An 11,480-nucleotide genomic window follows, 5' to 3' on the forward strand; every position below is an offset into this window, starting at 1 on the left:
TCTTCACTTCATACACTACGGTTGGTGCAGTAGTGATCAAATCAAGGTTGTATTCACGCTCAAGACGCTCTTGAATGATTTCCATGTGCAGCATGCCAAGGAAACCACAACGGAAACCAAAGCCCAGAGCCGCCGAGTTCTCTGGCTCATAGAATAACGATGCATCGTTCAGGCTCAGCTTGCCGAGCGCGTCACGGAAGTTCTCATAATCATCAGACGAAACAGGGAACAGACCCGCATAAACCTGAGGCTTCACTTTCTTAAAGCCAGGCAATGCTTTTTCTGCGCCATTTTTCGCTTGCGTCAGGGTGTCACCCACAGGTGCGCCCAAAATGTCTTTAATACCACAAACAACCCAGCCTACCTCACCAGTACGCAGACCTTGGGTATCCGTTTGTTTTGGTGTGAAGATACCGATGCGATCAACACCCCAGATTTGGCCCGTGCTCATGACTTTGATCTTGTCGTTTTTCTTCAGTTCGCCATTTTTAATGCGAACCAGAGAAACCACGCCCAAGTAGTTATCAAACCATGAGTCAATGATCAGCGCCTGCAGCGGCCCTTCTGGGTCACCTTCTGGCGCAGGGACACTTCTCACGATCTCTTCGAGTACCAAATCTACACCCAAGCCTGTTTTCGCAGAACAGCGAACGGCTTCAGTGGCATCGATACCAACGATATCTTCAATTTCTTCAGCAACACGATCAGGGTCGGCGGCTGGCAAATCGATTTTGTTCAAGATAGGAACGACTTCTAGGTCCATCTCGATAGCTGTATAACAGTTAGCGAGTGTCTGAGCTTCTACGCCCTGACCCGCGTCAACCACCAGCAAAGCACCCTCACAGGCTGCCAAAGAACGTGATACTTCATAAGAGAAGTCAACGTGCCCTGGGGTGTCGATGAAGTTCAGCTGATAGGTTTCCCCGTCATTTGCTGTGTAATTCAGCGTCACACTTTGTGCTTTGATGGTGATACCACGTTCGCGTTCTAGATCCATAGAATCTAGAACCTGCGCTGCCATTTCACGTGTAGTAAGACCACCGCAAACCTGAATTAAACGGTCTGATAGGGTCGACTTACCGTGGTCAATGTGGGCAATAATCGAAAAATTACGAATGTGCTTCATAGATGGTGTGACTAACTCGTTAGTGAAAATTGGAGGATCTCTCGATCAAGTGGCGGGATTCTACCGAAATTAACGGCTAGTCGCTATCATCAGTTGCGGCATTTATCACCGCCGCACTGCCAACTGCGCCACCGAGCACGCGTAAAAGCGTCGGTGTGGTGCGTGTATCCTGCTCAAGCTTGTGTGAAAAATGGCGTGCTACAGCAACACCCGCAATACCTGCCAGTGCTGATAGCAAGATAACAATACCTTCGCCAACGGACAGTAGAGTAGACAAAAACTGGCCCAATACCGCACCTGCAATGGCAAACATTAAAGGCAGAATATAGACCAGCATTGCTGATCTGAGGACAGTTTGTTCCTCTAGACCAATTTCTATCAGGCTACCGACTGTCACTGATTTGGCGGAAGGCACCCGAATATCGAGCACCTTTCCCGGCAATGCGTTGCTGACAATGCCCGTGCCGCAGCTGCTTTTTGACGCGCAACTGCCACAGCTGGTTTTCTGCTGACAACGGACGGTCAAATAACCGTCACCATTGCCAGTCACTTCAGCCAACGCCTTGATCATGGGGTTTGATTCTCACTCACTGCAGAATCAACCGATGCTTCGTCAGCTGGAGATAACTTAACTGACTCTGCGATTTTTTTTGCTGTCGCAGGCGGAATGTCACCTACAACCGTAATTTCCGCATTGCCCACCACATGGCTATGTAGTGTACGGCTACCCTTGCGAACCAATTGCTCTCTCACTGACATCTTGTCCGCTTCCGCCAAGTACACAGAAAAACTAAACAAGCCATCGCTGAACATCTGGCTTTCTACTGGACGCTCCGTAATCAGCAAACGGTGACGGTTCTGATAAATTGGCGTAAAGCCTTCAGGCAAGCCAGTCACTTGCCATTTCAATACCGAATCAGAAGACTTGGGTACCTGCACCACGGGTGGCAATTCAAGTGCTGCCAACGTACTCATGCCTTCGCTGATTTGCGGAGAAATGACCAATGATAGCGCGCGATATTGCTCAATGGGATCACCATCGCGGTCGAGCAAATCAGCACGCACTAGTAGCTTACTGCTTTGGTCTATCCACAACACATACGAGTAGCGTTCACCGTCTTTAGGAGACACACGTACCACGTCACAAGGAACGCCTGCTTCTCGCGCTCTGCCCAATGGCACAAAATCGTACATGGTCGAAAGATGTTCGATGTCCGCCTGCATAATGGCAGGAAGCGGCGCAACCATTTGGCTACTTTCAATGGTAAAAGGGTCGATGCCCGGTTCGAAGTAGCTGATCTCATTGCCACGGCGAATGACTTCACGCGGAGGACCACTCAAATAAGCGATGTGACCAAATGACTCGCCTTCAACCAGTGCATGACGGAAACGAAGTGGTTCGATGCTATTTTTACGCACCAATATGTAGGATAACTCGTAGTTCTGTTGCTCGGTGGCCTGGCCCATCTGATGTAGCAATGCCTCGGCGGGGTTTTCTTCCGTCGAGGCATTGGCGACCAGACTGACCAGTGCAACAGCACCGATCAGGAAAGCTTTCATCAATCTATTTGCTCATGTCAGGTGTTAGCATCACGCCTTGGTCAATGATTTCATCAGCATTGAGGCGCAGCTGCAACTCATAGTCTTGGAACATCGCATTCACGCGACGACGTTGCTCCATCACCAAAGCTTCCGAAGGGTTGCTCTGCATCGAATCTCGGCTAAGGCTCACAGGCTCTGCCGATCCGCCAAGCGGAATGGTTTGCAGGACAGGCGGTTGAGAGTTGGCCAGCGTCGTATTGGCATCAAAGCCACCATTGTATTGCTGAACACCCACGATCACAGCGAGTGAGACGGCCGCTGCCATGCCCACTTGCGTGAGCTGCTGCAACCAAGACGGCATCGATTTTCTCGCCGTCTGAGGTGTCGGCTGAGACTCGTGCAAAGGCACGACATTCGGTGCCACTACCGTATCTACAGTTTGCGCATCCGATGTTTGCAAGCCATAGCTTGGCTCATTGTCTAACGCGGCGGCCACACTGGCGGCGATATCCCAATTCGGATTTTTCGGCGCATCTCCACGCATGACATCGCGAGTAACGGCAAAGCTTTTCCATGCTTCTTGCGCAGACGGATCATTTTCTAGCGCTTCAATCAGCGCCTGATCTATCTCGTTACCATCAAACAATGCGGAAAGGTTTTCTTTTTCAGCCATTTATTTCACCGTTTTCAACAGTTAAAACTGTTACTGGTTCATGAGTGGACGAACACGTTTGTCTACCGCTTCCCTGGCACGGAAAATACGCGAGCGTACCGTTCCTACCGGGCAGTCCATTACTTCTGCAATCTCTTCATAACTCAAGCCGTCGATTTCGCGCAGTGTAATGGCCGTTTTCAGATCTTCAGGCAGGGCTTCAATCGTACTAAACACCACCTGCTTCAACTGTTCTGACAACATAAGGTTCTCAGGGTTCGATATTTCTTTCAGTGCTCCACCATTTTCATAATTTTCAGCTTCTTCAGCATCAATATCACTGGCTGGTGGACGGCGTCCTTGGGCGACCAAATAGTTCTTCGCGGTATTGACTGCAATGCGATACAACCACGTATAAAAGGCGCTTTCACCTCGGAAGCCAGGCAAAGCTCGATAAGCTTTGATAAAGGCTTCTTGAGTGACATCGGGGACATCACCGCTATTGTTCACATAGCGAGAGATAAGGTTGCTTACCTTATGCTGATATTTGATGACCAACAGATTAAACGCCTGTTTATCGCCGTTCTGTACGCGCTCTATTAAGGCTTGATCAGTTAACTGCTCGCTCATTCGAGCGCCTTCTCCTTATTATTGATACCAATGCGCTTCTTTAACGCAATAACGCTATTCACACGATAAAGTGTCACAGTAAAACGTCAGAAGACCGTCAGCACTTGGTATTTCTTTTCGCTCGTTGTCACTTTGCTGCCACTAAATTTAAAAAAAACGACACGTCGTAAAGAGTGAGCAAAGTGTATGAGTGATACGGTAATATAAAGTTCCCTAAAAAGGCGGGATTCGTCTCATGATCCGATCCAGCTCGCAAAGTCTACCAGATAGCATGGTGACTCTGTAACCACTGCGTCTCGCCATATCCTTATCTCTGTGAATATAACGAGTATCTAACGCTCGGCCCACTTAGCATTCTACGGTCTGCCGGATTAGTGTAAACTGACCAAACCACCTGAATATCTCGTTGTTTCAAATGACAGCAGGCGGATTTGTGCAAGCTTCATTTGAGAGAAAGGAATACATAATCAATGAGCAAACACCCAGAACACATCTGTGACGTACTGGTTATTGGCAGTGGTGCCGCGGGTTTATCCCTAGCACTGCATCTTGCGCCGACACAAAAAGTGATGGTGTTAAGCAAAGGCCCAAGCAGTGAAGGGGCAACTTACTACGCACAAGGTGGCATTGCCGCTGTTTTTGACGAAAGCGATTCCATTGAATCTCACGTTGAGGATACACAAATCGCTGGCGATGGCCTGTGTGACGAAGACATCGTGCACTTTATCGCAGAAAACGCCAAAGAATGTGTGCAATGGCTGATTGATGGTGGCGTTCCTTTTGATCGCGAAGAAAACAGCGAGAGTGACGAACCTAAATTTCACCTCACTCGTGAGGGTGGCCACAGTCATCGACGCATTCTGCATGCTGCCGATGCAACAGGTATGGCCGTACAAACATCGTTGCAAGAAAATGTCATGCAGCACCCAAACATCAAGGTGCTTGAGCGCCACAATGCCCTTGATCTCATCACCCGTAAAAAAATCGGTATCTCAGGGGCGAATCGCGTACTGGGTGCCTACGTGTGGAACCGAGATCGAGAAGCGGTTGAAACTGTCCGCGCTAAGTTTGTAGTACTTGCCACAGGCGGTGCCTCGAAGGTTTATCAATACACCTCGAACCCAGACGTCTCTTCAGGCGATGGTATTGCCATGGCATGGCGTGCTGGCTGTCGGGTAGCCAATCTTGAATTTAATCAGTTTCACCCGACCTGCTTGTTCCACCCTGAAGCCAGAAACTATCTGATCACCGAAGCACTTCGTGGTGAAGGCGCGTATTTGCGCAGACCCGATGGTTCTCGCTTTATGACTGACTTTGACGAGCGTGCCGAGCTTGCGCCAAGGGATGTCGTCGCACGCGCTATCGATTTTGAAATGAAGCGCTTGGGTGCTGACTGCATGTACATCGACATCAGTCACAAAGACCCTGACTTTGTCATGAAGCATTTCCCCACTATTTATGAAAAGTTGCTCACCTATGGCTTTGATTTAACCACAGACGCGATTCCTATTGTGCCAGCGGCTCACTACACCTGTGGCGGCGTGATGGTCGATAAAAACGGTCAGACCGATCTTCAAGGTCTTTATGCTATTGGTGAAGTCAGCTACACAGGGCTTCATGGCGCTAATCGCATGGCATCAAATTCATTACTGGAATGCGTGGTGTATGCATGGGCAGCAGCGATGCACATTGGCGAAAATGCCGCATCAGCCGAAGTGCCACCATCTGTACCACATTGGGATGACAGTCTCGTCACTTGCTCTGACGAAGAAGTCGTTATTCAGCACAACTGGCATGAACTGCGCCTGTTTATGTGGGACTACGTGGGCATTGTTCGCTCCACCAAGCGTCTTGAACGCGCGCTACGTCGTATTGAGTTATTGAAACAAGAAACGAACGAGTATTACAGTAACTTCCGCGTATCCAACAACTTGCTAGAACTGCGTAATTTACTGCAAGTTGCAGAGCTGATGGTGCGCTGCGCCATGGCGCGTAAAGAAAGTCGCGGGTTGCATTACACTCTTGATTATCCTGACAAAGTCGAAAACAGTGGCCCAACCATTTTGGTCCCCGACTTTCCGTGCTAACTGACTGACATGAAAAAGCCCTCTACGTGAGGGCTTTTTGTTGTCTTGAATTCAGTGAGTCGCCATCCATCAACGATTCACCGCTCTCACAGTGAGGGGTGAGACATCAGGAACGAAATGCGGCGATAGCAGATTCCAACTCTTTGCTCTGCTCTGCAACACGTGCCGCTGCGCGTGCATTTTCACTGGTCGCAGCGGTGTTAGAGGAAGTGATGTCCTGAATGGAGTGTACGTTCAGATTCACCTCTTTCGCTACCATGCTTTGTTCTTCAATCGCGGCTGCAATTTGCGTGCTCATGTCCATGATTTGCTGCATGTCGACGATGATGTTATCCAACTCTGTCGCCGCCTCTTCGACATAACTTACCGATTTCTCACTGTCGTTTTGGCAAGACGTAATTCGATCCACAACGTGGTTAGTCTGCTGCTGCAATGACGAAATCATGGTCGCAATTTCGTCGGTCGATTTATGGGTACGCGTTGCCAAAGATCGAACCTCGTCCGCCACTACGGCAAAACCTCGGCCCTGTTCGCCTGCACGTGCCGCTTCAATCGCTGCATTCAGTGCCAACAAGTTCGTCTGTTCCGAGATATCTTTGATGACATCAACCACACTACCAATCTGTTGAGACAGCGAGACCAAGCTATGAATGTCACTATTGGCGATACCTAGTCCTTCTGACAGCGTGACAATAGCGTTACGTGTTGCTTGAACGGTTTGATGGCCTTTCTGTGCGCGTAATAGGCTTTGATCGGCATTTGATGCCGCCGCTTCGGTGTTTGATGCAATCTCTCGAATGGTTGCTTCCATTTCGTTAACAGCAGTGGCGGCCATTTCCGCTTCTGAATGCTGCTTATCAAGGGAGATTTCTGCATGGGAGCTACGTTTTTGAACATCTGACGCTGTTGCATTCAATGTCGTGATCGACATTTTCACACCAGCAATTAAGGTCTGACAATGCTCAAGTACCGTATTGAAATCTGTTGCCACAACGGCGATTTCATCATCACCGTCGGCATTCGCACGCAATGTTAAATCGCGTTCCGCAGCGACCTGTTCCATGGTGCTGGTAAGCGTTCTAAGGCGACGCTGAATATCGCGATTTAGCCAAATACTGATTGAAATGAGCAGTAAAAAAACCAACACCAGTACCGAACCTGTTGATGCTGCCAATGATCGGGTTGACGTGTTCAGTTCATCGGTAAGCTGGCCACGCATCGCATCAAAATCAAGTTCGACCTGATGAGTTTGCCCACGGATATTACCCAGCAAACCCGATTGATGATCCAATCCAACCGTACCGTTTAACTGCATATAACGTTCAACCAATGCCTTTTGTTTAGTCAATAATGGACTCTTGACGCGTGACGACACATCAGTCCAAATCGCCTTAAATTCATCAAAACGCGCCATTGACGTATCTGCCACCAGCAGACGAACCAAAGTAACGAGATATTCCACTTCAGCATTGTTTTGTTGCTGTGAAAGCAACGCGGTATTAGCCGCGGTTAATTCGCCCCACGTGCCCAACTCTCGATTCAACCCGAGTGCTTTGTAGCCTTCAGTAAGGTCAATAAAGCCATCACGATAATTCTTCATCGCTTGTTTGACCGCGCCAATTTGAGGCAACGTCAGATCCAAGGCGTCTGCTTCTTGCTGCAACTGAATAAGCGATGCATCAAACTCCGAGACATTCGCTTCAAACCGATCAATGTATTTGCTGTCTAAACGAGACAGAAAATCCTTTTCATTTCTTCGCATGTTGAGTAATTGAACTTCCAGGTCGCCAACAAGTGTCAATTTGGTTTTCAAGTCAACCATACGCTCCGAAGCCTGCCAGCCGACAAGGGCAAACAAGACCAAAGACACCGCAGAAAATGCGGTCAGTGAATAAAGCTTGGTTCTAATTTTCATGTCACCCCTTCCCTATAGACTTCGTGGGTACAGCGTATCGAAAGCAAGACAAATGGCTGTATAGCTTGTTATCGGCGGGCTCAATGATTCGTTTAGGGATGGCGTACGTTAAATATTCAATAAACGTGAAGTTGATCAGCTTTTCAGCACAAGGCAGACCCGACTAATATGGCGAAAAGTGTCATGAGAGAACGCATCGGCAGCCAGTGGTAAACGAAGACGACACTGATGGCGTTTAAGATCTAAAACAATTAAATGTCTGCTAAACAAAAAGATACGTGAAACATCATAATCTTTGCCTTGATAGCGGCAAAGGCCACTACTGTGCAGTTGCATATTGCCAGTCATTGAACCGACATGCTTAAGGCGACGCATCAAGTCAGACAATAGAAACACAAGCAGGAGAGTTTTGGCTTCAAGAGGAAACGCAGAAGCAACGAAGAGTAACATCACTAGAGAGACATAGAGAGTAAACAGCCCCCAGCGCAACCATCGAGAGCGCTGGAGCCTTGTGTTAACGCAATTTGCTGCGGTTATGTGCAATGATTTTATCCGTCATTGTCGCATGTGCTGGCAACGCACTGCGGGTGTGCCCCATTAGCCAAGAAAACAAATCGGGGTCATCACATTCAAGCAGCGTCACGAAATCCTGTTTTTCTGCCTGTGTCAGGTCATCAAAACACTCTTCGAAAAACGGCATAATGATCACGTCCAGCTCTAACATGCCACGACGGCATGCCCATTTGATCCGCGGTTTATCTTCGGCGGTCAGCATGATTACCTCATTCAGTGTCAAACATAACAAGCCAAATAGTATCAGTGCCCTTACTTAGGCGCTATTACTGCCGATGTCAGGGTGTTGACCTTGTGATCTAGGTAACTCACCCTTACATAAAGAGTTAATGCTGACATTCCTTGCAGACCGCATTACCATAACGAATCCGTTTTTTTAGCGAGAGACACCATGACAACTTGGTACCAAACGCACACGTTTCCTAGACTCCCACTTTCTTCAGACAGTGCTCTTCCTGCACTGTCAGTGATCGCGCTTGACCATATTGCACTGATTACCGCAGTGGGTGCAGACACCATCAGCTATCTTCAAGGTCAACTGACCTGCGATCTGGTGTCATTAGAAAAGAACCGCTCAACCCTCGCCGCACAGTGTGACGCAAAAGGCAAAGTATGGTCAGTCATGCGCCTTTTCCATCACGGTGAAGGCATCGCATATACCCAACCGGCTTCAATTGCCGAAAAGCAGTTAGCTGAAATCAAAAAATACGCTGTGTTTTCTAAAATCACCTTCACCCTAAGCGAACAAGTTCTCATTGGTGTTGTTGGCGATAAAGCCGATAACGCGATGCAATCTCGCTTTTTGGGCGATGGCGACGTGCGACAAACTCAAACTGGCACTGCCGTTAAAATTGAAGCCAATCGCTGGCTATTAGCTGTCGATGCAGAAGAAGCCGACAACATCATTAATGAGCTCGGTGAGCGCGCCGTATTGAGCGACAACAGCGTGTGGGATTTGTGTGAACTTCGCAGCGCAATCCCTGCTATCACCGATATCACCACCAACGAATTCATTCCTCAGGCGCTTAACCTGCAGGCATTGGATGGCATTAGCTTTAAAAAAGGCTGTTACACAGGGCAAGAAACCGTTGCTCGCGCCAAGTATCGCGGTATCAATAAACGTGCGGCGTATTTACTGCAAGGTGAAGCCAATGAAGCACCAAAATCTGGTGATGTGTTTGATCGCAGCGTGGGTGAAAACTGGCGTACCGGTGGCACTGTGCTTTCAGGTTACCGCTTTGATAATGGTCAGGCGTTAGCACTGGTCGTGCTGCCAAATAATTTGGAAGATGACAGCCAATTCCGCCTGCCAGACACTGATTCGCTATGGCACAAAACTGACATGCCTTACAGCCTAGAAGATGATGCCTGATCTTAATACACCTATCGTTGTGATGCTGCGTGACAATGACATTGCACATCGCATACTGCCGCATCAACGTGCAGCCACCACGATATTAGACGCCGCAGATCAACGCGGCGTTGACCCTCGCCAATTAGTAAAATCGATGCTGTTGCGCGACATGGGCGGCCAGTACGCATTAGCCTGCTTACCGGGCACAGCGTCGGTGGATCCAAAAAAAGTACGCGCATTGCTAGGTTGTCGTCGCATGACCTGTGTTGATAGCACCCATGTTCAAAGCATTACTGGCTATTCGCCGGGCATGATCACGCCTATTGCCGTATTGGGGGCGATGCCGATTTTCTTCGACCCTTCTCTCAGCGAATTTGAACATGTCAATATCAGCAGTGGTTCACCATTGGCAGGCATTGAATTGGCCTATCAAGATCTCATTGCCCTGTGCCAACCTGTGGTGGCCGACATTTGCCGTGAGGGTACGCCAAGCTCATGAGTCGCGTAAATTGGCGTGGTGTGGATTTAAACCTACTGGTGGCTTTCTCCGCGCTAATGGAAACACGCAGTGTCACTCGCGCGGCCGAAAAACTGTCCATTGGGCAATCGGCCATGAGCCACAACCTCTCCCGTCTTCGCTCCCTGCTTGATGACCCACTGTTCCAGCGTCAAGGCAACGAAATGCTGCCGACAGCAAGGGCGATAGAACTGGAGCCCGTCATCACCCAACTATTAGAAACCATCGCCAGTGACGTGCTGACACCTATGGCATTCGAGCCATCACAATATCAAGGCGTGGTGAGGATTGGCCTGACTGATTATGCAGAGCTCGTCTTTGCCCCTGCACTGTTTGATGTGTTTCGCCAGCAAGCGCCGCACTGCCAACTGAGTTGCCGCCCCGTCGATCGCGTCAATTATCGCGAAGCCTTGAAAGCGGATCAGGTCGATGTGGTATTAGGTGCAGTGGAAACGCACGACCCTACGCTGCGTATGGAAGATCTCTACACGGAGCGCCACGTGTGTTTATTCGATCCTGCAGCGACGGCGCTAAAAAGCCCACTGACATTGGATGACTACATCACCACACCCCACGCGCTTGTTACTGTGGATGGGCAGCTTAGTAGCCCAGTCGATGACACACTCAAAGCCTTTGGGTGTGATAGGCAGGTTGTGATGGGCTCACAGCGCTTTCTTACTGTTCGCCATTTACTGTCAGGTAGAAACCTCATCTGCACCGTTGCAGAGCTGATGGCAAAACTGGACATGTTCAACACCACGCTCGCGATCAGCCCTGCGCCCGTCGATGTCAGCAATTTTGTTATCCGCCAGATTTGGCACAAGAAACACGCCAACAGTGCTAAGAATCTATGGATTCGCCAAACCATTCATCAAACCGTCCGCCAACAAGTGCAAGATTTACGTGCCAGATAAATAAACCAAGTGTCTAGTTATCTAGAATGTGACCTATCCCAAATTCATTCGCTTAATCCTCATTTTATTCGATCAAGTGTCTTAGCTGTCACATTGTGGTCATGCCCGCGTCGTTATAATGCAGCCCGCCAAAATTCCAGAATGAATCACTGGAATAAAGGATGTTGGCT

12 protein-coding genes are annotated in these 11,480 nt (G+C 49.0%); 4 read left to right on the top strand and 8 right to left on the bottom strand.

Annotated elements, in window-relative coordinates; genetic code table 11:
* The 5 genes from lepA to rpoE all read right to left on the bottom strand — a co-directional run.
* On the bottom strand, nucleotides 1–1,126 hold a 1,126-nt coding region (gene lepA, locus ACED36_RS21795), incomplete at its 3' end, for a translation elongation factor 4 (RefSeq protein ID WP_371733803.1).
* Nucleotides 1,127–1,202: 76 nt separating this feature from the next.
* Nucleotides 1,203–1,697 (bottom strand): SoxR reducing system RseC family protein, encoded by a 495-nt coding sequence (locus ACED36_RS21800; RefSeq protein ID WP_016960305.1) that lies wholly within the window; start codon nucleotides 1,695–1,697, stop codon nucleotides 1,203–1,205.
* Nucleotides 1,694–2,686 (bottom strand): sigma-E factor regulatory protein RseB, encoded by a 993-nt coding sequence (gene rseB, locus ACED36_RS21805; RefSeq protein WP_017006247.1) that lies wholly within the window; start codon nucleotides 2,684–2,686, stop codon nucleotides 1,694–1,696. Before rseB ends, ACED36_RS21800 begins: the two co-directional genes overlap by 4 nt.
* Before the next feature lie 4 nt (nucleotides 2,687–2,690).
* Entirely contained in the window at nucleotides 2,691–3,341 is a 651-nt protein-coding gene (locus ACED36_RS21810) for an RseA family anti-sigma factor (RefSeq protein ID WP_017006246.1), read from the bottom strand.
* Between the two features lie 30 nt (nucleotides 3,342–3,371).
* A complete protein-coding gene (gene rpoE, locus ACED36_RS21815) occupies nucleotides 3,372–3,950 on the bottom strand; it encodes an RNA polymerase sigma factor RpoE (protein ID WP_016960308.1) in 579 nt (192 codons plus the stop codon).
* Nucleotides 3,951–4,420: 470 nt separating this feature from the next.
* On the opposite strand from rpoE, the gene nadB reads away from it, so the two are divergent.
* Nucleotides 4,421–6,037 carry an L-aspartate oxidase gene (gene nadB, locus ACED36_RS21820; protein WP_016960309.1) on the top strand — a complete coding sequence of 539 codons (1,617 nt, stop codon included), beginning with the start codon at nucleotides 4,421–4,423 and terminating at the stop codon, nucleotides 6,035–6,037.
* 106 nt (nucleotides 6,038–6,143) lie between these two features.
* Here the strand turns inward: nadB and ACED36_RS21825 are convergent, their stop codons facing one another.
* The 3 genes from ACED36_RS21825 to ACED36_RS21835 all read right to left on the bottom strand — a co-directional run bounded on the left by ACED36_RS21825 (nucleotide 6,144) and on the right by ACED36_RS21835 (nucleotide 8,727).
* Complete coding sequence (locus tag ACED36_RS21825) at nucleotides 6,144–7,952, bottom strand: methyl-accepting chemotaxis protein (protein WP_017006245.1); 1,809 nt, start codon at nucleotides 7,950–7,952, stop codon at nucleotides 6,144–6,146.
* A 135-nt stretch (nucleotides 7,953–8,087) separates the two neighbouring features.
* Entirely contained in the window at nucleotides 8,088–8,495 is a 408-nt protein-coding gene (locus ACED36_RS21830) for a protein YgfX (RefSeq protein ID WP_347230841.1), read from the bottom strand.
* Nucleotides 8,467–8,727 carry a succinate dehydrogenase assembly factor 2 gene (locus ACED36_RS21835; protein ID WP_016960312.1) on the bottom strand — a complete coding sequence of 87 codons (261 nt, stop codon included), beginning with the start codon at nucleotides 8,725–8,727 and terminating at the stop codon, nucleotides 8,467–8,469. Before ACED36_RS21835 ends, ACED36_RS21830 begins: the two co-directional genes overlap by 29 nt.
* A gap of 189 nt (nucleotides 8,728–8,916) precedes the next feature.
* Between ACED36_RS21835 and ygfZ the strand changes: the two genes are divergently transcribed.
* From ygfZ to ACED36_RS21850, 3 genes are read left to right on the top strand one after another with little or no spacing between them, the layout of a single operon-like run.
* Entirely contained in the window at nucleotides 8,917–9,897 is a 981-nt protein-coding gene (gene ygfZ, locus ACED36_RS21840; RefSeq protein ID WP_017003258.1) for a tRNA-modifying protein YgfZ, read from the top strand.
* Nucleotides 9,887–10,378 (top strand): aminoacyl-tRNA deacylase, encoded by a 492-nt coding sequence (locus ACED36_RS21845; protein WP_371733805.1) that lies wholly within the window; start codon nucleotides 9,887–9,889, stop codon nucleotides 10,376–10,378. The genes ygfZ and ACED36_RS21845 overlap by 11 nt, the downstream gene beginning before the upstream one ends.
* Nucleotides 10,375–11,310, top strand: coding sequence for a LysR family transcriptional regulator (locus ACED36_RS21850; protein WP_371733806.1), 936 nt, complete (start codon nucleotides 10,375–10,377; stop codon nucleotides 11,308–11,310). The genes ACED36_RS21845 and ACED36_RS21850 overlap by 4 nt, the downstream gene beginning before the upstream one ends.
* The last annotated feature ends 170 nt before the right edge of the window (nucleotides 11,311–11,480 follow it).

The organism is Enterovibrio sp. FF113 (assembly GCF_041439165.1).
Lineage (GTDB): Bacteria > Pseudomonadota > Gammaproteobacteria > Enterobacterales > Vibrionaceae > Enterovibrio > Enterovibrio norvegicus_A.

Excerpts from the sequence above, each read along its gene's own strand:
- ACED36_RS21800 (WP_016960305.1), bottom strand. The coding sequence starts at position 1,697 with ATGATCAAGGCGTTGGCTGAAGTGACTGGCAATGGTGACGGTTATTTG.
- ACED36_RS21845 (WP_371733805.1), top strand. The coding sequence starts at position 9,887 with ATGATGCCTGATCTTAATACACCTATCGTTGTGATGCTGCGTGACAAT.
- ACED36_RS21825 (WP_017006245.1), bottom strand. The coding sequence starts at position 7,952 with ATGAAAATTAGAACCAAGCTTTATTCACTGACCGCATTTTCTGCGGTG.
- nadB (WP_016960309.1), top strand. The coding sequence starts at position 4,421 with ATGAGCAAACACCCAGAACACATCTGTGACGTACTGGTTATTGGCAGT.
- rseB (WP_017006247.1), bottom strand. The coding sequence starts at position 2,686 with ATGAAAGCTTTCCTGATCGGTGCTGTTGCACTGGTCAGTCTGGTCGCC.
- rpoE (WP_016960308.1), bottom strand. The coding sequence starts at position 3,950 with ATGAGCGAGCAGTTAACTGATCAAGCCTTAATAGAGCGCGTACAGAAC.
- ACED36_RS21850 (WP_371733806.1), top strand. The coding sequence starts at position 10,375 with ATGAGTCGCGTAAATTGGCGTGGTGTGGATTTAAACCTACTGGTGGCT.
- ACED36_RS21835 (WP_016960312.1), bottom strand. The coding sequence starts at position 8,727 with ATGCTGACCGCCGAAGATAAACCGCGGATCAAATGGGCATGCCGTCGT.
- ACED36_RS21810 (WP_017006246.1), bottom strand. The coding sequence starts at position 3,341 with ATGGCTGAAAAAGAAAACCTTTCCGCATTGTTTGATGGTAACGAGATA.
- ygfZ (WP_017003258.1), top strand. The coding sequence starts at position 8,917 with ATGACAACTTGGTACCAAACGCACACGTTTCCTAGACTCCCACTTTCT.